Below are 25,604 nucleotides of genomic sequence, written 5' to 3' on the forward strand. Positions count from 1 at the left end.
CCCGGTTTCTCTTCGGGTGTTCGTCTGCGGACTCGGTACGGGGGGAGTGCTCCGCAGGTCTTCGTGAACCCCTCTTGTACCGCCCCCGCACCGGGTGGCGGGCCGGTTCGCGCAGATCGGTACGAACCCGGGAGGTGGTTGTCCACAGAACGCGGTTCGGGTCCGATGTCGGGGACGGGTCGTGTCTAGGCTGGTGGAATGGACCGTCGCACCGCGCTGGAGTCACATGTCCGATCGATGACCGCAGAACGGGTCGCCGTCCTCCTCACCACCCTGACGGAGGGGGTGGTCCGGTACGCGCGGGCCACACCCCCGACCCTGCTGCACCTGCTGCCGATCCTGGCCTACCGCCCGGGGGCCTTCGAACGGCTGACCCTCGCCCACCACCAGGTGCTCTACGCGGCGGTCGGAGCGGTGGAGGACCGGGAACGCCTCCGTGAGGCGAGGGCTGACCAGGGGACTCCGTGGGAGAGGGTGCCCGGGCCGGTGGAGCACGAGACGCTGTTGGCGAGACTGGACGCCGACCGTCCCGGGCTGGCGCGGGTCCGGGCGGAGTCCACCGTCGCGGACCTCGTGGACCTGGCGCTGATGTGGCCGGACGGGCGGAACGGCTACCACCTTCCTGACGACGCCATCGAGCAGTTCGGCCTGCCTCACGTCCCGCCCACGGTCCGGGAGGGTCTGGGCCGGCTCGACCTGGCCGGGGTGCGCAGGGTCGCCCTGACCCTGGGACTGGACCCCACCCGGGAACGCGCCACCCTGACGGACGGGATCGAGGAGGTTCTGGGCGCACCCGAACGCGTCGTGGAGCTGTGCCACGCCGCGCGGCACGATGTCGCCCACCTGCTGCTCGGCCACGCGTTCCTCGGGACCGAGGCGCGGACCTTCCTCACCAGGGGAGCCGGAGAGCCGTTCAGCGTTCCGGCGGACGGCACCGGGGACTCCGACCTGGACTGGATGTTCGAACACGGTCTGCTGCTGCCCCCGGAACACCCCGGTGACGGACTCGTCATGCCGAGGGAGGTGGCGTTGGCGGTTCGCGGTGCCCACCCGTGGCCGTTCGACCCCGCGCCGCAGGCGGTGGTGGGGGTCCCGGTGGACCGGATGACGCCGGGCGGGGGCGCCGACGTGGCCGAGGGCTCGCGCGCGGCGCTGACCGCCCTGGCCGGGGCGGACGTCCGGCTCCTGGAGGCGGTCGCCGAGCGCCCCCCGAGGCTGCGTGTGGACGGCCTGCTCATGAAGCAGGAGCGGCGGCGGCTCGCCCGGGTGGCCGACGGCGACGAGGACCTGGCCCGGGTCTGGCTGGAGGCCGGTGCGGTCCTGGGGCTCCTCACCGTCCGCCTCGGCCGGGTGGTGCCGTCCGAGCAGTCCGCGGCGTGGAGAGACCTCGACACGGAGACCAGGCTCGCTGCGCTGGCCGAGGCCTGGGCGGGAACGGAGGACGCCGCGCTCTGGTGGCCGGCACCGGAGGGCGGGTCCCCCTCCAGAGGGCGGTCCGGCCGGGCCCGGACGCGCTGGGCCCTGGCCTGCGCGCTCAACGACCTGCCTTGGGGGACCAGCACCGGGGTGGTGGGTCAGCGGTTGCTGGCCGAACGAGCTGAGGGTCGAGAGCCGCGCACGGGGGCGCGGTGGCTGGTCTCGGCGGTCACCTGGTACCAGCCGTCGGTGGAGGCCGAACCCGACACCGTGGGCCGTGTACTGCGGGCGCTGAGGGAGGCGGAACTGCTGGGGGCGGTCTTCGGTGGTGCGACCACCGAGGTCGGCCGGGCGCTGTCCCGGCGCTGCCGGTGCCGGTGGGAGGCCTGGCCGCACGGGAGCCCGGAAACGGTGGCGGGGGTCCGTTGTGGGCTGGGCCCGGCTCCAGCGGACGACGAGCGCCCGGCCGGTTCGCGGCGGTCGCCGGAGGGCGGTGCCGATGGGGGGCCGGCGGCCGGGAGAGGCCTCGCGGAGGAGCGGACGGAGGACGGGCGCGGGGAGACCGGACGGACGCGGTGGAGCGGGGGTTCCGAGGGGCGGCAGCCCCGGCGGGCGGGTGACCCTGGTCCGGAGCCCGGGATCGGGAGCCGTGTGAAGGAGGCCGGGACCGAAGGCGGGCGATCCCGTCGGCGGGATCGGGGAGCCCGGGACGGTGGTGGGTCCGGAGTGACGCGAACGGGAAGCGGCCGTGCGGAGGCCGGGTGTGGTCTGGTCGGGCCTGGGGAGGCCCGTCACCGGGAGTTGCGCGAGGCGGCCCGGGAACTCTTCGCCCCGGGGTGGTTCGGAGGGGGCGCGGACGGCACGGAGGGAGCATGATCATCCTCACCGAGATCGCTGATGGTCACGGTGTGTGGATCCGGGTGTATCGGGTAGCGCCGGGCGGCCTCGCGGGGGTGGACGAGGTGTTGACTGTGCGTGAACGCGCCAACCACGGCGTTTCTCGCCTTTTCCCTCTTTCCTGTCGGGAATGGAGTGTTTCGCGAGCTCGGTCTACTCGTGGGTAACCGTGATGTTCCGGCCGGTCCGAGGGCGTGCCGGAGCTTTCGTGACCCTGTGTAGGATTCCCTGTGCGTTCGCGTAACTCGGGTCACTTTCGTTCGCGTTCCACCACCCAGCCGCAGCCTCCGTGCGTCCGTGCGCCCTCTTACGGGTTCCGTGCGCTCTGGGGCACGTCTGTTGTGCCCCCGCACGTCCACGGGACCGTACTGAGAGGTAGACATGTCCCCTAACACCGTTGGTCTGGCGCTCCTCCTTCTGGGGGTGCTGCTTCTGATCTCCAAGCTCGTCCGCGTCCGGTGGAAGCTGACACAGAAGTTGTACCTGCCGAGCTCGATCATCGGCGGCGGTATCGCGCTGCTCCTCGGCCCCGACCTCTTCGGTCGGGCCATGGGACTGCTGGCCGACCGGGGCATCGCGGAGGGGTTCGCCGAGCGCGCCGCGGAGGGCGGGCTCTTCGGTGTGGACATCATGTCCGTGTGGGCCTCGCTGCCCGGGCTCCTCATCTCGGTGGTCTTCGCCAGCCTCTTCCTGGGCAAACGCATGCCGAAGATGCGTGAGGCGATCGACCTGGCCGGGCCCAACCTGTCCTTCGGCATCACCGTGGCCAGCGGCCAGTACGTCATCGGTCTGCTGCTCGCCCTGCTGGTGCTGGCGCCGTTCTTCGGCGTCCCCGTGATCTCGGGCGCGCTCATCGAGATCGGCTTCCTCGGCGGGCACGGCACCGCAGCCGGCCTGGGGGACACCTTCGAGCAGGTGGGCTGGGCCGAGGGCCAGGACCTGGCACTGGGCATGGCCACCATCGGTCTGCTCTCCGGGGTCGTCATCGGCATCATCCTGATCAACTGGGGCGCCCGCCGGGGAAAGACGAGCGTGATCAGCTCCGACAACAAGGGCTCCGACCGCGAGCAGGCCGGTCTGGTCGAGCGCGAGAAGCGCACCCCCGGTTCCATGATGACGATCCACCCGTCGTCCATGGACCCGCTGACCCTGCACTTCGGCCTGGTGGCCCTCGCGGTGATCATCGGTCAGCTCATCCTGTCCGCCCTCCAGTGGGTCGAGCAGGTCGTGTGGGCCGACACCATCGAGATCATGGCCTACGTGCCGCTGTTCCCGCTGGCGATGATCGGCGGCATCATCGTGCAGCTGTTCATCGACCGCTTCGACCGCAACGACATCGTCGACGAGCAGTCGGTGGAGCGCATCCAGGGCCTGTCGCTGGACGTGCTGGTCATCGCCGCGATGGCGACCCTGTCGCTCCAGGCCATCGCCGACAACATCGCCGCGTTCGCGGTGCTGTCCATCGCGGGCATCCTCTGGTGCCTGTTCGCCTTCCTGTTCCTCGCGCCGAGGATCATGCCGAACTACTGGTTCGAGCGCGGCATCGGGGAGTTCGGCCAGTCCCTGGGGGTCACCGCCACCGGCATGGTGCTCATGCGCGTGGTCGACCCCGAGGTGAGGACTCCCGCCTACCCGGCGTTCGGGTACAAGCAGCTGGTGTTCGAGCCGTTCTTCGGCGGTGGTCTGGTCACCGCTGCCGCGATCCCGCTGATCGTCAGCCCGCTGGTCGGACCGTGGGGCTTCCTGGCCATCATGGCCGCGACGATGGTCGCCTCGCTCTTCTTCGGTCTGGTGGTGCTCCGGCGCAGGCGTCGCAAGGAGGAGCAGCGGGCGGAGCAGGGCCAGGAGCAGGTTCCGGTCGCGTAGGACCGTTCAGGAGCCCTCGACGCGGGCTGGGGCGTGGGCCGAGGCTGCCCGTGCCCGGGCCGCGATCGACGGGTCGGGGTGGTGTTGTCCGAGCATGCGCAGGACGGAGCGCGTGTCCGGGTGCTCGAGCCGCCAGAGCCGGGCGACATCGTCCAGCAGGACCCGGTCGATGCCCTCGGCCGCCTCGGAGACCAGGAACGACTTCAGTCCCGTCTCACCGAGGCAGGTGGCGGCGGCGAACATGTCGATGGCGGTCCAGTGACCGAACTCGGCGGTCAGCCTGGCCCGCTCGTGCTCCGAGAGCATGCGCGAGGCCAACAGGACCACCGACGCCAGACTCGCCAGAGTCGGGTCCCCACTGCGGAGCAGGGCGTACAGCTGCGGTTCCACCCGGGAACTGATGGTGCCGAGCGCCATGGTGGCGTTCCACCGGCGCAGGGCCAGCCCGGGGCCGGAGGAGACGGTGACGATCTCCCGCAGCGCCTGTTCGGGGGTGCGCGCGTCCAGCCACGCCGTGAGGGCGACGAGCTGGCCGTCGAAGGAGAAGTCGGCCAGGGCGTCCAGGAACTCGTCCGCGTCGAGCCGGATGAACTCCTCGGTCAGGGGCGCGGGTCGTTCCTCGGCCAGGATGATCTGCCGGATGCCGAACCGGCCGAGGTCGGTGAGTTCCACCCAGGTCGGGGCCGCGCGGGGGGTGTGGGCGTCCTCGGGGTGGGGGCCGTGCCAGCCGAGGGAGATTGCTCCGGTGTCGCTGAGCTGCCACAGCGCCTGGGTCAGCAGGACGGTGTTCCAGGCGGGGCAGCGGGCCGGAAGGTAGTGGGCCTCGCGGGCGGGCAGGATCTCCTGGGTGACCAGGCGCAGGGGCACGTGCGCCCCGTTGGGCGACTCGTACAGGCGCGCCAGAGTGGTGTGGGGTTCGAGCTTGGCGATACCGCGCAGGGATTGCTCGACGCACGAGTGGAAGGCGAGGGTCCACCACCGCAGCACCCTGCCGGGGGAGCCGAGCCAACGCTCCAGCTCCGGCGCGGGGCGGGCCTGACCGGTTTCGCACTCGATCATGCCCAGGTGCTGGGCGGTGCGCCAGGCGACTGTGAACTCCTCGGCCTGGGACACGCAGGTGATCCCCTCGGCCCAGGCCTCGCGTCGTTCCCGGTCGCGACCGAGGCCGCTCGGCCACAGCCCGAACCTCTCGATGGCCGCGCGCACGTCGTGCGGGTCCGGCATGCCGTCCACGTCCACGGGGGTGACCGGGCCGCACCAGCGAGCGAGGTCGACGGCGGCGCGCAGGAGACGGCTGGACAGGGCCCTGCGGGCGAGTGCCTCGGTGGGGAGGAGGGACACCGGACGGGCCGCGAATCTGCGGTGGGACGGCGCTTCCGGATGGTGGGATGACATCTGTGCCCCGGCTTCTCCTCGCTCTGAGTTTCTCTCACTTTTACAGCGGGAGCGGGGGCCGTGGACCGTTTTCGAGGACATCGTGGGGAGAACGCAGTCGAAAGGGGCTTTCGGGTGGGGGACAAACCGGGAAGGTCGGCGGAAAAACCCGGCTTGGGGTTCCGTTAACGGTCTGTCCGGGATTGCCTGCCCTGGAATCCTGGAAGCAGCAGTGTGGATTCGCGGGCTCAGCGCAGGTGGGAGGCGCCGTTGACGTCCAGAACCGCGCCCGAGGACCAGGCCGCACCAGGGGAGGCGAGGTAGCGCACGGCCGAGGCGATCTCCTCCGGCGCGGCCACCCGGCCGAAGGGACTCTGCGCCCGGACCCCGTCCGTGAGCCGGGCGGAGACGCGCTCGGTCTCCACGAACCCGGGCGCCACCGACGCCACCGTGATGTCGTGCGGGGCCAGGGCCACCGCCAGCGACTGGCCGAGCGCGTGCAGCGCGGCCTTGCTGGCGCCGTAGGCGGGGTGGTCCGGCTCGCCCTTGAAGGCACCACGCGAGCCGACGTTGACGATGTGCCCGCCGTGGCCCCGGCCGATCATGTGCCGTGCGACCAGGTAGGAGAGGTCCGCCGCCCCGAAGACGTTGACGTCGACGGTCGTTCGCCAGGCCCGCCGCCACTCCTCGTACGAGGAGTCGGCGACCGGGTGCGCGACGTTCACCGCGGCGTTGTTGACCAGCACGTCCACACCGCCCAGGAGTGCGACCACTTCCTCGACCAACGCCGCCGCGGCCTCGGGATCACGCAGGTCGGCCCCGACCAGCACGTGACCCTCCCCGGGCAACCCCGCGAGGGTGGCCTCCGCCTCCTCGCGCCGCGAGCCGTAGTGCACGGCGACCCTGTCACCGCCCTCCGCGAAGGCGGTCGCCACCGCCCTTCCGATTCCCCTGGCAGCACCGGTGACCAGGACGTTGCGACTCATGGAGCGACCCTTCGACGGTGGTACGGCGACCCGAGGCTACCGTCCCGGGGCGGGAGACCACCGCCCCGCCCCAGGAGGGGCGGGTGCTCCGTGCCCTCAAGGACCGGCCAGCGGCCGACGGCCGCTCGGTATCGGCGGGCAGGGGAGCGCACGTCGAGGAGCTGCCGCGTACCGAGGAGTTCAGCGGCCCACCCCCACGGTGCCGAACCGGGCGCGGCGGGCGGCCCTCGCCGCGTCCGGGCCCAGCGCCCCCAGGGCGATCGCGGTCAGCACGCCGTCCGCTGCCGGGTGACCGGAGCCCCACATCAGCCTCGTGACGGTCTCCGGGTCGCGCCAGACCTGGGCGTCGGCGGGCAGCGGCGCGCCCAGCTCCACCCGCAGCGCGTAGGTGTCCAACATGACCACCACGAGCTGCTCCAGCCGCACGCGGCCGGGGTCGTTGCGGGCGTGCGCGATCCAACCGCCCAGCACGGGGTGGTCGCGGTAGTCCTCGAACACCCCGCACAACCCGTCGTCCGTGCCGTCGAGGAGCCGGAAGACGTCCAGCCGCTGGCGCCAGGCGGCGAGTTCTGCGCAGACCTCCAGCAGCTCGCGGGCACCGGTTCGGACGCCCCGCTCGGTCAGCCAGGTGCGTCCCAGAACCCGCGCGTCCACCGGACGCCCCTCCCAGAGCTGGAGCAGCAGTTCCCGAGCGGTCATGACCGCGGTCGGCGGGTAACCGGGCAGGGAGACCCCCCAACGCCGCCACCGGTGAGCCATGCCCTGGTCACCCAGGGGTGTGATCCGCAGTCCGGCGTCGGGGAGGGGCTCCACCGCGCCCACGTGGACCAGTGTCGCCACCGCGGCCGCGACCCGGTCCTCCGGAGCCGGGAGCGGCTCGTTCCGGGACGACGCCGATCCCCTCGGCGCCGGGACCGAGGGCGCCGGAGCCGCCCGGGCGGGCCACGGGTGGAGGGCCTCCACCAGATCGGGGATGGTCCACACGCCGCCCGAGGTGAACAGCTCCCCGAGCACACGCAGCCCGAGCGTGCCGTGCTCCGCCACCATCGCGGGCAGAGCACGGACCCAGGAGAGGACGATCCCGGCGTCGTCGTCCCAGTCCCTTGCCGCCGCGCCCGGACGGACCTCGGTGTAGGTGGTCCGCAGGAACCCGGCGCGCAGGGCGACCTCGAACAGCCGCGCCACCCGCTCGCGGGGGAGCCCCAGATGCGCCGAGGCCTCGTCCACGGTGTGGTCCGTGAGGATCTCCTCCTCAACCCCCTCAGCCAAGGGCAGGCCCGCCCCCGCCCACGCGGTCAGACGCAGTGCCCCCTTCAGGACGGGGCAGGCGCGAGCCGCGGGCGCCGAGCTCTCGGCGGGAGCCAGGTGCACTCGGGGGAGGTCCTCCGGCTCCCACAGGCGCCCCCACCACGGGGCGCCGTCCGGGGTCTCTGACCAGGGGACCTGATCACGGGGGAGGGGGAGGGCCTCCTCCACCGCCGCGCGCAGGGCCCGGGGACTCTCCTCGGGGCCGAGCAGCTCCCTGGCCACGAGGTGGTCGCACCAGGTCAGCCAGGTCGCGCGGAAGTCCTCGGGGAGCGAGCCCCCGGCGGACAGGGTGAGCACGACCCGGGTGACGTCGTCGCGGTCCCAGTCGGTCGGATCGGATCGGACGTGGCCGTGGACGGTGAGGAGCCGGGTGAGGAATCGCGGGTCGACACAACGGGCCGGGCGGGTCTCGCGGGCCCAGTCGAGGCAGGAACGGACAGCGTCGGTGACGGAGGGGGAAACGGTCATGGCGTCCTCGCTTGTCTCCCGGGGGCGGGGGCGGGGGCGGCCGCGTCCCTCGCACCACCGAAGGTGACGCGGCCACGTGTCCATCATCGGAGAATTCGCGTTCTTCTGCTGAGGGCCTGTGGACAACCCACGTTCGCCGGGTTCGGAGAGGACCGGATGAACCTCCGGGGGGCGCCGGGCAAACCCGTCGGAAAGCCCGCATCGCTGAAGGGCGGAACGCCCCGTCTCTTCGCGTTGAACCCCTCCCGAACGGACACCGTCGGCGACCGCGTACCGGTCCTGGAGCGTTATGGGTCGTTGGATGTGCATCCCTTGTACGCACCCTCTTCGGGTGCTCGGATGCCCCGGTGGCAGATCCGGAGCGAGGTCCCGGTGACCGGGGCGGAGCGGCTTCTCGTCCGGTGCTGCGCACCCGGACGGCGATGAACCGGGCGCGGCGCCCTTGACCTGCCCCTCCATGGTTGGCCTGCCCGAAAGCGACCGTCTCCGCCCCCGTGGTCGACCTGCCGGCCCGTGCCCACCCCACAGGGGCTGACATTGCGAGCCCGCGCGGTCAGAGAGCCCCTGGAGCCGGCGGTTGACGGTCGGAGAGGCCCCTACCGGGCCTGGGCCGCTGTGTCCCTCAGCGGGCAGGCCCTGATGCGGGCCAACACGCTGTCGGCCCAGGGGTGGGCGGACACGGTGCGGACGAACGACTCGGGGTCGTCGTCGACCGGCGGCAGCCCGGCGTCCACCAGTGCCCGCGCGGCCTCCTTCGGCGCACGGCCCGCGAGCCAGCGGTCCAACAGGACCTCCACGTCCACCGGGCGGACCCCCTCCACCAGGTCAAGGAACCCCTGCGCGTCGAGATCGGCCACGGGCGCGACGACCGGCACCTCGACGCCGGACTCGCCCAGGTGCCGGGCGGCGCAGTGGTCGCCCAGGTCGGAGGTCCGGTACCGCTCCGGGCCGACCCTCTCCACGGCGTCGAGGTCGGCCAGGACCTTGAGCGCCCGTAGGACGTGCTGTTCGGGCTCCTCGGAACCGGGGAGGGCGCCGGGGCCGCAGGAGTCGACCAGCTCGGCCGGGGTGCGCGCCCGACCGGACAGGAAGAGTTCGGCCAGCAGCAGGAACGGCGCGGGTCCGGGAAGTGCGGCCATGGTGGTCAGGGCGTCCGCCCAGGCGTTGGCGGCGGCCCCGGGACGGTCCTCGGCCCAGGCGCCCGCCGCCGGGCCGGGCAGGACGTGGAGGTAGGTGGTGCGCACCAGCGCCGCCGAGCGGGCCACGGAGAACAGGAAGCGGATCTCGGCCGGGGTGGTGTCCAGGTCGCTGGCGGCCCGGGCGGTCTCCTCCACGCCGAGTTCGTCGTGGTCGGTGCCGGGGCGCAGCAGTCTCCTGGGCGCCACCCAGGCGGCCAGGAGGGCGGCCCGGTGCAGGGTCGGGCAGGCGGCGGCCCGGGCGTCCAGCTCGGCCAGCGGAGCGGGCACGTAGGGCAGCAGCGGAGTGGGGTCCTCGTCCTCCACGCAGCCCAGTCGCGCCAGCAGGGGTGAGGCGGCGTCGTCCATCGGGTCGCGAACGGTGCGCGGGGTGAGGCCGGGTGTCAGTCCGATCCGCTCGATGGTGGCCCGCAGACGGCGCGGGCTCTCCACCGACAGCAGCCCCCCGGAGGAGACCAGATGGTCACACCAGGACAGCCAGCTGTCCCGGAGGCTCTCGGGCAGGGTTTCCCTGTGCCGCAGGATGGTGGCGACGTCGTGGACGTCGTCCACGGTCCAGTCGCCGGGTTCGTGCGCCCCGGTGTCGCGGTGGGCGCTGAGGAGGAGGGCCAGGTCGTCCTCCTCGAGGACGGGCGGGGGGTCGGTTTCGTCGGCCCAGTCGAGGCAGGCGGAGATGGCGGGCAGGATTCGCTCAGTCATGATGTAGTCACCGAACGTTAGGCGGATGGCCGAACCGCACTAGGTTAACCCCGGCAGGTGTTCTCGTATGGGAAAACGTCGAAAACCGGCCCCCTTGGCCTCCGTGTCCGGCCGGTGAATGGGTGCGTTTTTCCCTGGGGTTCATGGGGGAGCGGTGAAGTGGGGGAGAAATGCGGAGTAAAAGCGACGAAATCGTGATCAGTGAGTGTATCGACTGGTTTCGCCGTGCTCTCTCAGGTAATGGCTAATCAGCGTTTCGATGGCCGGAATCGGTCATTTTCTCAGAGGCTGTGATGTTTGGGGGCCGTGAGTCGGGAAGAATCGCCGGAGGCGGATGGCGGTGACCGACCTCGGGTGAGGGGCCCCGGGTCAGGGTGTCCGCACCGCGGGGTGGGGGTGGGCTGTCCGCGCACGAGGTTTGTGGATACCTGTGGGGAGTACATAGAAAGACAAATGCGATAATCCAACTGGATTTCGCACTTTACGTCATCCCAGGAGGTCGCCCGCGTGGCACGGAGTACCGACCCGGAAAGACGCCCCGAATGGCCCGACGGCATGGATGTCGAAGAGCTCCTCGGACGGGGGTGGCGGCCCACGCCCTTTCGCGAGTTCATCCTCAAGATCCACAGCCGCTGCAATCTGGCCTGCGACTACTGCTACATGTACGAGATGGCCGACCAGAGCTGGCGATCACAACCCCGCCGCATGGCCCGGCCCACCGTGGACCGGGTCGCCGAACGCATCGCCGAACACGCGCGGGCCCACGGCCGAGAGCGGGTGGACGTCGTCCTCCACGGCGGGGAGCCGCTCCTGGTCGGACTCGACCACCTGCGACACACCGTCCAGTCCCTGCGCAAGGCCTGCGAGCCCGACGTGCACGTCGCGCTGCGGATGCAGACCAACGGTGTCCTGATCGACTCCCACTTCCTCGACCTGTTCGAGGAACTCGGCATCCGCGTGGGCGTGAGCATCGACGGGGCCGAGGCCGACCACGACCGCCACCGCACCCGCGCCAACGGTCGGGGAACCCACGCCGAGGTGCGCGCGGGCATCGAACGGCTCAACGAGCGCGACGGCCGCCTGCTGGCGGGCCTGCTCTCCACCGTCGACCTCGAGTCGGACCCGGTCACCACCTTCGAGCACCTGCTGGAGTACGACCCGCCCAGCGTCGACTTCCTCCTGCCGCACGGCAACTGGGACGAGCCGCCGCCCGGCTGGTCGTCCACCGAGCCGCGCTACGGCGCGTGGCTGGTCTCCGTGTTCGACCGCTGGTACCACTCCGCCGAGCGCGAGACCAACATCCGCATGTTCAACGAGATCATCCGCCTCGTCCTGGGCAGCCCCTCACGCACGGAGAGCGTGGGACTCTCCCCGGCAGCCCTCGTGGTGGTGGAGACCGACGGAGGGATCGAACAGGTCGACAGCCTCAAGTCGGCCTTCGAGGGGGCGGCGAGCACGCCCCTGCACACCTTCACCCACACCTTCGACGAAGCCCTCTACCTGCCCGCCGTGGCCGCTCGCCAGATCGGCGCCCGCGCCCTCAGCGCCACCTGCACCGACTGCCCGCTCTCCCGGGTCTGCGGCGGCGGCCTCTACCCGCACCGCTACCGAGAGGGAAGCGGCTTCCTCAACCCCTCCGTGTACTGCGCGGACCTGTTCCACCTCATCACCCACATCCACCAGACCGTGGCCGCGGACGTGGCCCGCATCAGGAAAGGGCTCTGAATGTCAGATCCGGTTCCGGAACCGGTGTTCGAGGCGCTGTCGCGTGGCGGCGGCGGAGCCGGGGCCACCGCCCACCTGCGCGCCGCCCAGTTCGGCAAGCACCTCCTGCTGCTGCGGCGCGTCGTGGACGCTGCCCGGGGAGCCGGACACGCTGACGCCGACCGTGCCCGGGACGCCTACGACCTGCTTGCCGAAGCCCAGGAACACGCTCCCGACCGGGTCGCGACCGTACTGCGCCACCCCACCGTCGGAGTGTGGGCCCGACGGACCGCGCTCGCGCTGGCCGGGCACCGCCCCGAACGGCCCCGGGTGTCCGGACTGGCGGCGATCGCGGCCGTCGCCGCCCTGCGCGGCGGGATGGACGCACGCCTGGAGGTTCCGCTGGACGGCCCCACGGCGCCGCTGCCGTCGCTGGGCCGGGCCCTCGTCGGGGTGGAGAGCCGGAGGGTCGGCACGGGACGCGCCCTGTTCGAGACCACCGCGGGCCGGGCCGTGCTGCGTACCGGGAACGGACCGGAGGTCACCGTCCCCGAGGACCCCCACGAGGACGCGCCCGGCTGGCACGCCCTGCGCCGATTGGTCGCCGAACACCGGGGAGAGCGGCTCACGCTCCTTCTCGACGACCAGGACCCCGACCGCATGCCCGGTGCCGACCTGGTCGCCCACCGCCTCGGCGCCGCCGAACTCGCCCACTGGCGCCGCGACCTGGCGGAGTCCTGGCGGCTGCTGGTGGACCACCACTGGACCGTGGCCGCCGAGACCGCCGACACCGTGGTCACGCTGACCCCCATCACCGCGCCGGGCGGACGCGCCCACACCAGCGCCACCGCCCGGCACGCCTTCGGCAACCTGGGGCTGTCCACCCCGCCGGGACCGACCCTGCTGGCCCTCACCTTCGCCCACGAGGTACAGCACGCCAAACTCACCGCCCTGCTCGACCTGGTGGAACTCACCCTGCCCGAGGACGGCAGCCGCTTCTACGCGCCCTGGCGTCCGGACCCTCGTCCCGCCTCGGGGTTGTTCCAGGGGGTCTACGCCCATCTGGGGGTCGCCGGGTTCTGGCGCAGGCACCGGCACACCGTCACCGGGGACGAGGCTGCCCGAGCCCACGCCGACTTCGCGCACTGGCGGCGCTCCACGGTGGACGCGGCCGAGGCCCTGGCCGACTCGGGCAGGCTCACCGCCGAGGGCAAACGGTTCCTGGCCGCCACCGACCGCACTCTGAGGGCGTGGCTGGCCGAACCGGTCCCCGCCCCGGCGGAGGAGGCCGCCGAGGCCGCCGCCCGCTCCCACCGGGAGCGCTGGCACGCACGCCACGGCTGACCTGGATCAGGGGGCCGGCCCGAAGCGTGGGGCCCTCAGAGCAGGGGCGGATCGAAGTCGGCGACCAGCCGGCGGCCCTCCCCCGCCGCGCCGGTGAAGGAGTGCTCGCGGCCCAGGGCGCGCAGGAAGCCGGTGAAGGTGTGTTCGGCCATCGCGTCGGCGTCGTCCGTCTCCTGCTCGGCGCGCAGGTCCAGCACCAGGTTGGAGGCGCAGGCCAGTGAGCTGGGGTGCTCCTCGCCCAGCAGGGACCGGTAGCGGCGCAGGGTGCCCCGGCCCAACCGTGTGGCGTTCTTCGCCTCACCCAGGGCGGCCAGGTCGCTGGCCAGGTTGGTGGCGGCCGCCAGGGTGTAGTGGTGGTTGCGGCCGAGCCTGGCCTCCAGGGCGGTCAGCGCGGACTCGTTCATCGAACGGGAACGCGCCGGATCGCCCATCAACCGGTACAGCAGCGCGACGTTGCTCGTGCAGCCGTGCTTGTACGGGTGGTCGGCGCCGTAGGCCTGCGCGTAGCGCATGTCGGTGTCCTCGGCCAGCTCCAGTGCCCCGGCCAGCTCGCCGGTCATGCGCCACAGATTCGCCAGGCACATCGCCGCGGCCAGGGTGCTCGGGTGGTTGATGCCGTGCAGGCGCAGGTAGCGCGAGTGCGCGTCCTGGCCGAGTTCGAGGGCCTCGTCCAGCTCCCCCGAGAGCCTGCGGGCGATCGCCAGGTCCACCTGGGTGCGCAGCGTGCGGGGGTCGTCCACACCGAGGTGTTCACGACCGTAGGCGAGGGCGTCCTCGCCCAGGTCGCAGGCCTCGGTGTAGTCACCCGCCAGCCGCACCACCTGGGCCAGCCCGGACCAGAACGCCAGCAGCGTGGGCGAGGCCCCGGTCGGCCCGCTGCGCTTGAACAGCATGTAGGCGCGCTCGTGCTTGCTCTGCGCGCCCGCGAAGTCGCTGGTGAGCGCATGGTCCAGGGCCAGACTGTTCATGGCGCGCAGGGTCGCTGTGTCGTTCGGGCCGAAGGCCTCCTGGTACTGGCGCAGCACCTCCTCGTCGTGCTCGCGGGCCTGCCAGAAGTCCCCGCGCGCACGGTAGTCCGCGCCCAGCCCGGAGAGCACGGAGAGGGTCTCCGGGTGCGCGTGGCCCAGCGTGCGGCGCATCTTGGGGAGGATCGCCAGGTTGAGGTCGTGTGAGGCGATGTAGCTTCCCAGGTCCCGGAGCCGGTTGGCGTACTTGGCCTGCGCCTCCAGGACGAACGAGTCCTCCTCGCCGGAGTCGGCGGTCCATTTCTCGATGAAGTTCTCCGCGTACCGTCCGGCGGTCTCGAAGTTGCCGGACACGTACAGGAAGTTCAGCATGTTCAGCGCGAAGCGCCGCACCTCGGGCCGTTCCGATTCGGCGACTCCGGCCGGGCGCATGTGGGAGAGCAGTTCGAAGTAGCGCGCCTGGGACGCGGCGTCGGTGAAGGAGTTCGGGGCCGCCGCGCTGAGCAGGGACCACACCTCGACCCGGATCGACTCCTGGGTGGCCTCGTCCAGCTCCTCGCGCAGCAGAGCCTGGATCAGCCGGTGCACCTGGATGGTCCGGTTGGCCTGGTCGAGGCGGACCAGCGCGTACCGGCCCAGTTGGCCGATGGCCTTGCTCAGCCGGATGGGGTCGTCCATCAGGGCGGCCATCTCGGGGCGGATCGGACCGTCGTCCACGGGGAAGAACAGGTCCCGGGGGATGGGCTCGGGGCCGAAGAAGGCGCAGCAGCGCAGCAGCTCCATGGCCTCGGGCAGATTCTCCTTGAGTTTCTCCACGGACAGCTGCCAGGCGGCGGTCATGGGCTTGGGGTACTCAGGGGGCTTGCCCTCGCGCAGCAGCGGGCCGGTGCGCTCGGAGAGCAGGCGCAGGTACTCCTGGGTGGACATGCCGGTCTCGGACTGGAGGGCCCCGGCCTGTTCCAGCGCCAGGGGGAGGTGCCCCAGCGCCTCGGACAGCTCGACGGCCTCCGCGGTGGTGATGCCGCGCGGGATGCGCTTCTTGAGGAACTCCACGCTCTCGTGTTCGCTGAACACGTTGACCGGCACGGTCTCGGCCACACCCTCCCACCGGTGGTTGCGGGTGGTGATCAGCACGTGCCCGGGACCCTGGGGGATGACCTCGGTGAGTTCCTCGGGCTCGTCGGCGTTGTCGAAGATGAGCAGCCAGCGCGAGTACGGCTCACCCTTGCGCAGGGCCTCCAGGACAGCGTCGGCGGCGTCCTCGACCCCGGTCACCGCCGGGCCGGGGAGTCCCAGGTGCGGCGCCAGGTGGGCCAGCGCGGAGTCCACGAGGCCGGGCTGGTCGGCCATGATCCACCAGACGAGGTCGTACTCGGCCCGGTAGCGGTGGGCGTACTCCACGGCCATGAGGGTCTTGCCGACACCCCCGTACCCGTGGAGCGTGTGCGGGACCACCGGGTCCGAGGGGGAGTGGGGGACCACCGCGGTGACCTGGTTGAGCAACCCGCCGCGAAGTGCGCTGATCTGCTCGTCGCGGCCGGTGAAGTTCTTGTGGCGCGGCGGAACACGGCCCCAGACCTCGGGAAATCTGTTTCCGCCGTGTCCGGCTCCTTCCGGGAAACGGTTCCTGCTCTGGTCCTGGGGGTTCCCTTTGGAAGCGGTCACGCGTTGTCCTCCGGTTTCACATAGGCCCCACCAGGAATTTCTTTTCCCCTTGAACGGAAGAAATCCCGGTGTTGTGTTGTGTCACTACTTGTTGCGTGAGGGATTGGTCAACGTCATCAGCGTAGGCGAAGAGGTTAGGGAAGGACAGGTGTGTGGTAGGAACTTCTGTACGGCGAATCGAAGAACGCCGTGGCGAAAGGGCGGACCCCACCGTCAGTTCGCGGCTGGCCGCACGACGGCGGCCATTATCACGCGGAGGCGAGCACATGGGAGAACACGGGTCCACCGGGGGAACGGCACTGGTGGACGTGGGTGAACTGTCGTTGCGCGACCTGGAGGCGATGGGCGGATCGGCGATCGCCGAGGCGCTGCGCACGGTGCTCGACCCCGGGGAGGCCGGCGCCGAGGTGGTGGCCGGGTTCGTCAACGACCCCGAGTAGCACCGTTCGGTGACGCGACGTCGTCCGTGCGGCGAAAAGGACACAGGAATTTCGCAGGGGCTCGAACCACGCCCTGACCCGTGACACCATGGACAGCGCTCCTCACAGAGGTGCTGTCTCCATTCTCGCTGGCCGGGAGCTGCTTCATGACACGAGCCGCCATCGTCCACGCGCACGGACCGTTCGTCGGGGCGCGGCCCTTCCGCGCCCAGGACCGGCGACACTTTCTCGGCCGCCGTTCCGAAACCGAGGAACTGGTGCGTTCCTGGAGCCGCCACCGGCTCACCGTCCTCCACGGTGACAACGGGGTGGGAAAGACATCCCTGGTCAGAGCGGGGGCCGTGCCCGCGCTCACCGACCGCGGCAGCACCGTACTGCCCCAGGGCGAACTCCGCTTCGACCCGGTGTTCCCCGCCGCGATACTCCCCGGGCAGAACCCCTACAGCCGCGCGCTGCTGGCCCTGTGGAGCCCCTCGGAGTTCCCCACCCACGGACCCGGCACCTCGATCAGCGACTACCTGCGCACCCACGAGAGCACCGACCGGCAGGGTCTGCCCCGGCCGGTCTTCGCCGTCCTGGACCAGACCGAACTCCTCCTGCGGCGTTCCGCCGCGCCCGAACCGGTGCGCAGGGACTTCCTGGACGAACTGTTCACCGCCGTGGAGCACCGCACCGACCTCCACCTGCTGCTCTCCGTGCGCACGCAGCACCTCGACGAACTCCGGCGCCTGGTGGAGAAACGCGAGGTCGACCACGCCGAGGTGCGACTCACGCCGTTTGCCCCGGGAACCGCCACCGACGCGGCGGCGCGTGCCCTGGCGCTGGCGGGTTCCCGTACCGCCGCGCGGGACGCCGACCGGCTGGTGGACCGGGCCCGCACCGCTCGCGACGCGGGGGCACAACCGTGTCCCCCGAAGGACACCGTGGAGCCCGCCCTCCTCCAGTTCCTGGGGCAGGCGCTCTGGGAGCGGGCCAGCGCGTCCGGCACGGCCCTGGTCCCGGACGCCGAGTCCGAGGTCGACCGCCTTCTCACCGAGCGTCTGTCAGGAGTCCTCTCGGAGGTGGCGGACGAACACCTGGTGCCCCCGGAGGTGCCGTACGCCTGGCTGCGCGCGGTGGCGGAGGCCGGTCCACGGGGCGTGGGCCGGCCGGCCTGCGAGGATCCGGACAGCGAACTGACACCCGGGGTGGTCCACGCCCTGGAGGACCGCCACCTGGTCACCGCCAACCGGGACGGTTCCGCCTACCTGCTGCGCCACCCCAGGCTGGCAGGCCCTCTGGCGGCCCTCTCCCCGTTCGCGCGCGGGCCCTCCTCCCCGAGCGGCCCCGAACCCCTGGAGGCTGCCCGCGCCGCGCACACCCGGGGGGAGACGGCGCTGGCCGCCGAGCACGCCCGTCGCGGCCTGGGCCGAGCCGCGGCGAACCCGAGGGAGCGCGCGCTGCTCACCGCGCTTCTGGGCGACCTCGCGTTCGAGCGCGGCGACCACCTGACGGCGGCCCGACACTACGCGGACGCCGCCAGGCAGCGCGAGGCGGTCGGCGACGGCGCGGCGGTCTCGCGTCTGCTGGTCGCCGAGGCGCGCAACCGCCTGATGTCGGGCGAGAGGTCGGCGGGGCTCACGGGGGTGGCGGCGGCCGAGAGCCGGGTGCACGCCGACCCCAGCCTGCGGGCCGGGATCGGACAGGTGCTCTGGCTCGCGGGGCAGGGGAGCTCGGCCCTGGACGTTCTGGAGGGCGCCATGGTGGGTGGCGGCGGGATCACCGAGGCGCGGCGCACCCGTGGGGAGATCCGCGCGGAGCAGCGGGGAACGTCCGGTCAGGGGAGGAACTGAGCGTGGACTCCACCGTCCTGGTCGCCCTGATCACCGGTGTCATCACCGCGATCAGCACCCTGGGGGCCACGGCGCTGTCCGGCTACCGGACCGCGAAGGTCGAACGCTGGAGGGCCGATCACACCCTCAAGCGGGAGCGGGAGCAGCGCGAGTACGAGCGGGGACGGGCCCGGCAACGGGAGGTGCGCACACGGTTGGAGGAGGTGCGCGGCAGCGTGTTGCGGCTCGACATCGGCATGCGCAACATCGCCCAGATCCGGATGCAGGGTCCTCCCCGCCAGGGCGGCGACGACCTGTCCGACCTCGTGCGGCAGGCCCGGACCGACATCTACGAGGCGGTGATCGCGGTCGAGCGCATGCGCGACGTCCTGCCTCCGGACGGCCAGGACCACGTCGACGAGCTGCGTGACGCGGTGGACGAGGTGGTCAACCACGTTCAGGCGCGAACCGACCGGAGCGCCGACCAGGTGCACCGGGATTTGGCGTCGGGTCTTCGGGCGCTGGCCGGGGCGGTTCCGGCGGAGTGGGTGCTGGAGGCGGGAGCGCCCGTGGGGCGGTCCGGGGGCGGGGCCGGTTCCGTGGCGGAGCCGGCTGGGGAGGACGCGGGCGCAGAGCCAGGAGCAGAGTGAAGACGAGGGTCAGCGCGCCGGTGGCCCCGCACACGAGCAGAACCGTGCCGTGTACTCCCAGAGCCTCCAGCGCGTAGCCCCCGCCCAGCATCCCCGCGGGCAGAGCGCCGCCGCTGAGGAAGCGGACGGTGCCGGTGAGGCGCCCCAGGAGCTCCGGGGGGACGTGGGTGGTGTGGTAGGTCGCCACGGTGACGTTCATGTGCGCCCCGACGAACCCGATGCCGCCCCAGACCACGGGCAGCGCCGCCAGGAGCCAGGTGGACCCGGCCCGCTCGGCGACGACGAGCAGGAGGGTCAGGGCCAGCCACGACCACAGGCACAGCACCACCATCCGGGTGGGGGTCAGCCTGCGCACCAGGATCGGGGCGAGCAGGGCGCCGAGCAGCCCTCCAGCGCCGGTGGCCGCCAGCACCACGCCGAGCAGGAAGGCGGACAGGTCCTCGTCGGTGGCGGTCAGCATGATGATCAGCCACACCGACTGGAACAGCGCGTTGGTGATGGTGCACACGACCAGCGACCGCAGCAGGAAGCGGTCGGTGCGCAGCAACAGGAAACCCCCGGCCAGTTCCCGGAGGACGCCGTGCCGGGGGTCGGACCGCTGGGGCCTCGGCCGTGACCGGGGCAGCAGCCAGGCCGCCCACAGCCCCAGGGCGGAGACCACGGTGTCGAAGAGCGCGGGCAGTCCGTGCGCCAGGCCGTACAGGGCGCCACCGAGGGGGCGTCCGATCATCTGGGTGGCGTCGGTGCGGGCCTCGTTCTTGGCGGCAGCCCCGGCCAGCTCGTCCCGGGGGACGAGACGCGGGACGGCGGCCGCTCCGGCGGTGGCGTGCATGGTGCCGCACACGCCGTGCAGGGCCGAGGCCACGGCGAGCAGGACCACCGGCGCGTCGAACACCAGGACCGGGGCGACGAACAGGACGACACAGGCGATGCGGGCGGCCAGGCCGACGACCATGACGGTGCGCGGGTCGTGGCGGTCCACCATGAGGCCGACGGGGATGTGCAGGACGGTGCGCGGCACCATGCCGGCCGCGGAGATCCAGCCCGCCAGCACCGGGGAGCCGGTGTGGAACAGGGCCAGGAGGGGGACGGCCAGACCGAAGGTCATGGTCCCGAGACCGGCCAGCGCCACACTGCTCCACAGCAACGCGAAATGGCGTCGCCAACGTCCGGTGTCTCGGTTCGGAAAGGTTTCCCCAACACAGGGTTCCGTTGTTGACATCGTTCTCAATGCAGATGGAAAACGTGAGTGCCGAAAACCACGCAAGGGGTACTGGGGTGACAAATCCGAATGCCACAAGCCCTGTGGTGGAGGGCTTGTGCTGACCCGATCGGCGTGGTCCACGCGGTTCTGAAGGTCCCGGTTCATGCTATCCGGAAAAGCGTGCCACCTCGGCCTGTTGGTGTTCAAGATGAGCGTTTGAGTCGCAAGTGTCAACAGTGGAAAGGGTGATTGGCCGTTTTATGCCGTTTTCTCCGCTTGACCTCAACCACGGTTGAGGTCGCACACTGCTGGAGAACCGATCCGACCCTGGGAGCACCGTGCCCGACCCCACCTTCCTACCCGCTCCCGAGCACCTGCGCCGACGCCTTGCCGACGACCGTAGCGTCTGGCTGTGCACTCTACGTTCCGACGGCTCGCCGCACGTGGTGCCGGTGTGGTTCGTCCACCTGAGGGAGCGATGGTGGATCGGCGTGTCCACCACCTCCGTCAAGGCCCGCAACGCGTCGCGCGACCCCAGGGTGTCCCTGGCCCTGGAGGACGGCGACGCGCCCGTGGTCGCCCAGGGGACGGCCACGGTCCACGACCGCTTTCCGGACGACGTCCTGGCCGCCTTCCGTGACCGGTACGGCTGGGACCCGCGCACTCCCTACGGCAGGGACCCCCGCCGCTCCCTGCTGGAAGTCGGTGTCACCCGCTGGCTGATGTCCGGCGCCGCCCCCGAGACCACCCCGACCCCCGGGGGCGCTCACGACACCTCCTCGAACCCCGGAGCCTGTTGACCCCTCGGGGCGTCGGTGGAGACGAGCCTTCCCCGGAGCCTCACCGGTCCCTGGGGCCGCACCGAAGCCCGGACTGTCGGACCCCTGGTGCGCGGTCGTTCGCCCCCTGCTCCCCACTCGCCCCACACCGTCCCTCCGGGAGGTTCCAAGGGAGTGGGACGCGGCTCCGAGGCCGCGTCACACCCGGCGCGTACGGTCCTGCCCCGAGGCCTCACCGGTCGCCAGCCGTGTCACCCGGTGGGCCTCGGTGGGATCGGGACACTCCCAGCGTCGGACCAGCCGTTCCACGGCCGCCCGCGGTACCGGCGCGGACCTGTGGTCCATGCGTTCGCCCAGCACCCGGGGCGGTGCCTCCAACGCCACGATCTCCACCCTGGCCCGGTAGTCGGCCGCCAGGGACACCGACCGCCCGCGCAGGTCGCGCGACACGTGGGTGGCGTTCCACACGAACGACCTGCCCGCCCGCAGGTGCTCGCGGGCGCGCTCGGCGGCGGCCGCGGCCACCGGGCGCTGGTCCGCGGTAGGCCGAACCCCCAGTTCGGTGCGGAGCGCGTCCAGGCTCACCACCGGCACGTCCGGCCGGTTCGCCCCGATCCAGTGGTCCTTGCCAGCACCGGGCAGACCGGACATCACCGTCACGGTCAGCCGGGTGTCGTCGTGCGCCGCGTAGTCCGGGTCGCGGTCGGGCCTGCGGAAGAACCAGAACCGCGCGTGGTCGGAGGGGAAGGCGCGCGGTGTGTCCAGGCAGCGCTGCTCGGCGCAGTACTCGGCGTACAGCCCGATGTTGTCCAGCACCTCCGAGGTGTCTCCGCAGTGGCGCCCGAGGATGTCGGCGGTGGCCAGCACGACCAGGTCGTCGTTGCGGGCCAGCAGGCTGGCGCGGAAGGCGATCTGGCGCAGATCCGGGCGTTCCAGGGCCCAGAACGGCACCTGGTGGTGGCGGACCAGCGCGGCCACGTGCTCACGCCACTCGATCGGGGCCCCGGACTCCCAGAGGATCCGGCGGGCCAGCAGGTCACCGCCTCGGGAGTGCCCGTGGGCGGTCACCCGGCCGTCCTCGTCGCGCCGGGTGCACAGGGGTTTGGCCACGTCGTGCAGGAGCACGGCCGCGAAGATCCGGACCCGCTCGTCGGCGGGTCGGGCACGCCACTCGGGCAGTTCGGAGAGCGCCTCACACGCCATGCGGGTGTGCACCTCCACGTCCCCCTCGGCGTGGTGGACAGGGTCCTGCTCCACCCCGGCCAGGTCCCGCACCCACGCGAAGGCCTCCCGCACCCGTCCCCAGTCCAGGCCCCAGTACGGCGGAGCGGGGCAGAGCTCATCGAACAGTCGCATACAGCACCTCCGGATCGGCCAGGGCGTTGGCGATCAGGGGCCGGTCCAGCCAGTGCGTACCCGCGTCCAGGATCGCGGAGGTGAACTCCGCCCTCACCCACTTGTACCGGTCGACCGTGTGGTCGCCCTCCTCGACCTTGACGTACAGCCCCTCCATGAGGTCGGAGCCGTCCGTCTCGGCCAGCGCACGTTCGGGGTCGGCGCCACCGGCCCTGGCGGCCTCGGTCAGCGCCGCCCGCCACCCGGGGGTCCGGCACGCGGAGGCCCCGACCAGCGCGGTCAGCTCCGCGAGCGAGGCCAGCGGCCCCTCGTGGAGCACGGGCACCGACACCACGGGGGTTCCGGACAGGAGCGCCCTCCTGCGCGACGTGGACAGGAACGTCCCGTCGCGGGTGTCCAGCACGTCGAACTCACAGAAGTAGTGCGGCAGCGCGTCGTAGAACACGGTGTGCCGCGCGTACAGCCACTCGCCGTAGAGCACGTACCGGTCCTCCAGCCGGGGCCGCAGCGCGGGCGCGACCGCCGCCGCCCAGGCCTTGAACGGGGCGAACTGGCGCTCCCGGGGGCCGCCGGTCAGGTAGTGCCCCCGGCTCTGGAGCCGCAGTACGCCGTCGGGACCGAAGCTGATCCCGGAGTTGGCGCCGTCCAGCTTCTCCTCCACCACCAGGTGCCGCCCGGCCAGGTGAGCGAACGGCTCGGCCGACAGGTCGTGGTCACCGTGCTGGAGCCGCGACCCACGGATGTGCCGGGTGCGGGGGTACTTGCGAAGCATGTGACGGTTGTACACACCCGACGACCCACGGAGCCAGCGGTTTTCCGGCCCGAGCCCTCAGGTCAGTCTGGAGCGGGTGCCCAGCGACGCGGCGTCCGCGGCGGCGCGGCCCTCGTACCAGCCCTCGGAGCTGGAGGGCCCCCGGACCCGGGACGAGGTCAGCGCTCCGAAGGCCTCGTCCACCGCGGCCTCCACCGCCTTCTCCCTGGCGGCGAACACCGGCACGAGGTCGGTACCGGTCTCGGCGGTGACCGCCTCCTCGGCGGCGCGCGCCGACTCGGTGAGGCGTTCGCCCACCCGCACCGCGAACGCGGACATGAACGACGCCCGGAAGTCCTTGCGCGCCCCGCGCCCGGAACGGTCCCGTTTCGAACCGCTCACCCGCATCGCGGCCTCGGCCTGCACCAGCAGGGACGTGTACAGCAGGTCCACCGCCTCCACGTCGCCGGGGAACCCCATCACGGTGCTCAGCCCCAGTTCCCGGTGCCAGACGGCACGGCAGTGGTTGGCCTCGGCGACCTCGGTCAGGAGTACGGCCCGGTGCTCGTCGTAGGGCGAGTCCACCGGCAATCTGCGGGCGGAGGCGGCCTCCGGCTCCTCGGGGTCCTGCGCCACCAGGGCGAGGTCGATGCTGTGCCGAGCCATCATCTCCTGGGCCCGGGCGGTCAGCGCCTCGGCCTCCGACGGGAACTCGGTGGACTCGGCCTTGGCCAGCAGCGCCCGCACGCGCTGGAGCCGACCCCGGTCCACCGGAGCGGAGGTGTGCACACCGGGCCGGAAGGTGCCCGGGGGCGGTCCCAGACGGCGCATCGGCGGCAGCACACGCAACACGGCCAGGAGGCGCAGGACCACCTCGACCGCCTCGAACCTCAGCAGGCCGTGCTCGGTGCCCAACCGGGTCAGGTGCTGATCACCCGAGCCGGGGGCGGTCGCGCCCAGGGCACGCACCTGCTCGGTCCAGCGCGGGTCCACCGTGGCGGCCGAGTGGCGTTCGAGGTCGGCGGTCACGGCCTCGGCGCACACGGTGGCGGCGAGCGCGCCGGACTCACGGGACACGTGCCGGACCGTCTCCGTGGGCTGCCAGCCGCGCGCCCAGGCGTCGGCGATCGCGAAGAGCAGGGTGTCGAAGAGCGCGCGGCCCGCCGCCCCGGCCCAGGCGGGGTCCTCGGCGTCGGCCAGCCGGGCCGCCGCGAGATCCACGCCGCCGCCCTCCTGCCCGCGCACGAGCGCCTCCACGGCGCCGGTGACCACCTCCACGGGTATGTCCGAGGGACCTGGTCCGGCCCACTCGGCCTCGGCCCGCGCGTCGCCGCGTCTGCGGCCCTTCCTGCCCACGGTGGTACTCCCGGTTCGAGAAACGGTCGGGCCCTGCGGCCGTGCGGCCCCCTCCGGGCCGACTGGCCATCCTACCGGCCAGCGGTGGCCTGCGGATTCGGTGGTGGGGGTGGGGGAGCACACCCCCGCCGGCCCCGCGGGCCGCCCTGGCCGGTCGTGGAGTGGCCGCACGGAGGGACGCGGCGCACCCCGAGCGTCCCGGTGGCGGACCGCCTCGCGGGGTTGGCCAGCGGGCGGTCGTTCGCCGACCGGGCTCGACGAACGGGTCCCGGTCCCGCTCGGCATGATCGTCGGTACCCGGATCGCCGTTCCGGAGGGGCGCGGCCCGCCCGTGCCGGGGCCCTGAGCCCGGACACCGGGCGGCCCCGAGCGCGGGCGGGCGGGCCGTGGGACGCGTCAGGGTTTGCGGGCCACTCCGCCGTAGTGCGCCACCTCGCTGATCCGGCCGACCTCGGCGGGGTTCGGCCGCCAGAAGGGGACGGAGACCACCCCGGGCTCCAGGAGCTCCAGCCCGTCGAAGAACCGGCCGATCTCCTCCGGGGTGCGCAGATGGATGGGGAGCGCCGCGTTCTCGTTCCAGACCGCGGCGGAGTCGACGATCTGTTGGCTGGTGTCGGTGCTGTCGCACAGGGCCAGGAAGCTGCCCGAGGGCAGGGCGTCCACGTAGGCGCGGGCCAGCGCGTAGGTCCGCTCGTCGGCGGGGAAGTGCCCGAGCGTGCCCATGATGTTCAGCCCGATCGGCTGGCTGAAGTCCAGGTGCTCGCGGGCCTCGGCCAGCAGCGACTCCGGGTCGAGCAGGTCGGCGTCGATGTAGTGGGTGGCGCCCTCGGGGGTGCTGGTCAGGAGTGCGCGCGCGTGGGAGAGCACCATCGGATCGTTGTCGACGTAGACGATCCTGGAGTCGGGCGCGACCCTCTGTGCCACCTCGTGTGTGTTGTCGGCGGTGGGCAGTCCGGTACCGATGTCCAGGAACTGTCTGACGCCCTCCTCACGGGCCAGGTGGGTGACGGTGCGGATGATGAACTGCCGGTCGGCGCGGGTGAGCTCGACGATCTCGGGGAAGGAGCTCGCGACCTGTTCTCCCAGTTCGCGGTCGACCGGGTAGTGGTCCTTGCCGCCCAGCCAGTAGTTGAACACGCGGGCGGAGTGGGCGACGGTCGTGTCCAGGGGGGCGGTGCTCGGGGTGTCCGTCATGGGGGCCTTCCGGTGGGGGCAGGGCTGTCACGAATCAGGCGCAGTATCCTGCCCCGCCGTCCCTCCGGGCAACCCACATCCCTTTGCTCCCAAGGGTTCTCGGGAGCGCGGCGATGCTCTGCTCCGCCGCTTCGGTAGCCGGTCCGATTCCTCCCGACCCGTCCTGCGGAGGGGG

General features: G+C 72.1%; 17 protein-coding genes. 7 read left to right on the forward strand and 10 right to left on the reverse strand.

Going from position 1 to position 25,604, the window contains the following annotated elements; translation table 11 throughout:
* Nucleotides 1-198 precede the first annotated feature (198 nt).
* On the forward strand, nt 199-2,292 hold the full coding sequence (locus tag D452_RS0114515) for a hypothetical protein (protein WP_193374237.1): 2,094 nt from the start codon (nt 199-201) through the stop codon (nt 2,290-2,292).
* A gap of 402 nt (nt 2,293-2,694) precedes the next feature.
* The gene (locus tag D452_RS0114520; RefSeq protein WP_017544880.1) at nt 2,695-4,179 is read left to right on the forward strand and encodes a sodium/glutamate symporter; all 1,485 of its coding nucleotides are present in this window, start codon (nt 2,695-2,697) and stop codon (nt 4,177-4,179) included.
* 6 nt (nt 4,180-4,185) lie between these two features.
* On the opposite strand, the gene D452_RS0114525 is transcribed toward D452_RS0114520, so the two are convergent.
* The 4 genes from D452_RS0114525 to D452_RS0114540 all read right to left on the reverse strand — a co-directional run bounded on the left by D452_RS0114525 (nt 4,186) and on the right by D452_RS0114540 (nt 10,210).
* A complete protein-coding gene (locus D452_RS0114525) occupies nt 4,186-5,574 on the reverse strand; it encodes a hypothetical protein (protein WP_040693835.1) in 1,389 nt (462 codons plus the stop codon).
* A gap of 227 nt (nt 5,575-5,801) precedes the next feature.
* Complete coding sequence (locus D452_RS0114530; protein ID WP_017544882.1) at nt 5,802-6,539, reverse strand: SDR family NAD(P)-dependent oxidoreductase; 738 nt, start codon at nt 6,537-6,539, stop codon at nt 5,802-5,804.
* A gap of 180 nt (nt 6,540-6,719) precedes the next feature.
* Nucleotides 6,720-8,315 carry a hypothetical protein gene (locus tag D452_RS0114535; protein WP_017544883.1) on the reverse strand — a complete coding sequence of 532 codons (1,596 nt, stop codon included), beginning with the start codon at nt 8,313-8,315 and terminating at the stop codon, nt 6,720-6,722.
* 596 nt (nt 8,316-8,911) lie between these two features.
* On the reverse strand, nt 8,912-10,210 hold the full coding sequence (locus D452_RS0114540) for a hypothetical protein (RefSeq protein ID WP_017544884.1): 1,299 nt from the start codon (nt 10,208-10,210) through the stop codon (nt 8,912-8,914).
* A gap of 555 nt (nt 10,211-10,765) precedes the next feature.
* On the opposite strand from D452_RS0114540, the gene D452_RS0114545 reads away from it, so the two are divergent.
* Both D452_RS0114545 and D452_RS0114550 read left to right on the forward strand, forming a co-directional pair.
* Nucleotides 10,766-11,935: an FxsB family cyclophane-forming radical SAM/SPASM peptide maturase gene (locus tag D452_RS0114545; protein WP_017544885.1), complete on the forward strand. Its 1,170-nt coding sequence runs from the start codon at nt 10,766-10,768 to the stop codon at nt 11,933-11,935.
* Complete coding sequence (locus D452_RS0114550) at nt 11,936-13,258, forward strand: HEXXH motif domain-containing protein (RefSeq protein ID WP_017544886.1); 1,323 nt, start codon at nt 11,936-11,938, stop codon at nt 13,256-13,258. It begins immediately after the preceding gene.
* Nucleotides 13,259-13,293: 35 nt separating this feature from the next.
* Here D452_RS0114550 and fxsT read toward each other — a convergent pair whose 3' ends face one another.
* Complete coding sequence (gene fxsT, locus D452_RS0114555; RefSeq protein WP_017544887.1) at nt 13,294-15,888, reverse strand: FxSxx-COOH system tetratricopeptide repeat protein; 2,595 nt, start codon at nt 15,886-15,888, stop codon at nt 13,294-13,296.
* Nucleotides 15,889-16,154: 266 nt separating this feature from the next.
* Here fxsT and fxsA point away from each other — a divergent pair, with 266 nt between their 5' ends.
* Both fxsA and D452_RS0114565 read left to right on the forward strand, forming a co-directional pair.
* A complete protein-coding gene (fxsA, locus tag D452_RS29675) occupies nt 16,155-16,328 on the forward strand; it encodes an FxSxx-COOH cyclophane-containing RiPP peptide (RefSeq protein ID WP_017544888.1) in 174 nt (57 codons plus the stop codon).
* A gap of 146 nt (nt 16,329-16,474) precedes the next feature.
* Nucleotides 16,475-18,160: an nSTAND1 domain-containing NTPase gene (locus tag D452_RS0114565; RefSeq protein WP_017544889.1), complete on the forward strand. Its 1,686-nt coding sequence runs from the start codon at nt 16,475-16,477 to the stop codon at nt 18,158-18,160.
* A gap of 426 nt (nt 18,161-18,586) precedes the next feature.
* On the opposite strand, the gene D452_RS0114575 is transcribed toward D452_RS0114565, so the two are convergent.
* Nucleotides 18,587-19,936 (reverse strand): MFS transporter, encoded by a 1,350-nt coding sequence (locus D452_RS0114575; protein WP_239646391.1) that lies wholly within the window; start codon nt 19,934-19,936, stop codon nt 18,587-18,589.
* 395 nt (nt 19,937-20,331) lie between these two features.
* On the opposite strand from D452_RS0114575, the gene D452_RS28325 reads away from it, so the two are divergent.
* Nucleotides 20,332-20,793, forward strand: a complete 462-nt coding sequence (locus D452_RS28325; protein ID WP_017544892.1) for a pyridoxamine 5'-phosphate oxidase family protein — start codon at nt 20,332-20,334, stop codon at nt 20,791-20,793.
* A 177-nt stretch (nt 20,794-20,970) separates the two neighbouring features.
* Here D452_RS28325 and D452_RS0114585 read toward each other — a convergent pair whose 3' ends face one another.
* From D452_RS0114585 to D452_RS0114600, 4 genes are all read right to left on the reverse strand, one after another.
* Nucleotides 20,971-22,128, reverse strand: coding sequence for an AAA family ATPase (locus tag D452_RS0114585; RefSeq protein WP_017544893.1), 1,158 nt, complete (start codon nt 22,126-22,128; stop codon nt 20,971-20,973).
* Complete coding sequence (locus D452_RS0114590) at nt 22,112-22,900, reverse strand: RNA ligase family protein (protein ID WP_026129318.1); 789 nt, start codon at nt 22,898-22,900, stop codon at nt 22,112-22,114. The genes D452_RS0114585 and D452_RS0114590 overlap by 17 nt, the downstream gene beginning before the upstream one ends.
* Before the next feature lie 57 nt (nt 22,901-22,957).
* A complete protein-coding gene (locus tag D452_RS31715) occupies nt 22,958-24,235 on the reverse strand; it encodes a DUF2786 domain-containing protein (protein WP_017544895.1) in 1,278 nt (425 codons plus the stop codon).
* Between the two features lie 396 nt (nt 24,236-24,631).
* Nucleotides 24,632-25,429, reverse strand: a complete 798-nt coding sequence (locus D452_RS0114600) for an SAM-dependent methyltransferase (RefSeq protein ID WP_017544896.1) — start codon at nt 25,427-25,429, stop codon at nt 24,632-24,634.
* Between the last annotated feature and the right edge of the window lie 175 nt (nt 25,430-25,604).

The organism is Nocardiopsis prasina DSM 43845 (genome assembly GCF_000341265.1).
Classification (GTDB): Bacteria; Actinomycetota; Actinomycetes; order Streptosporangiales; family Streptosporangiaceae; genus Nocardiopsis; species Nocardiopsis prasina.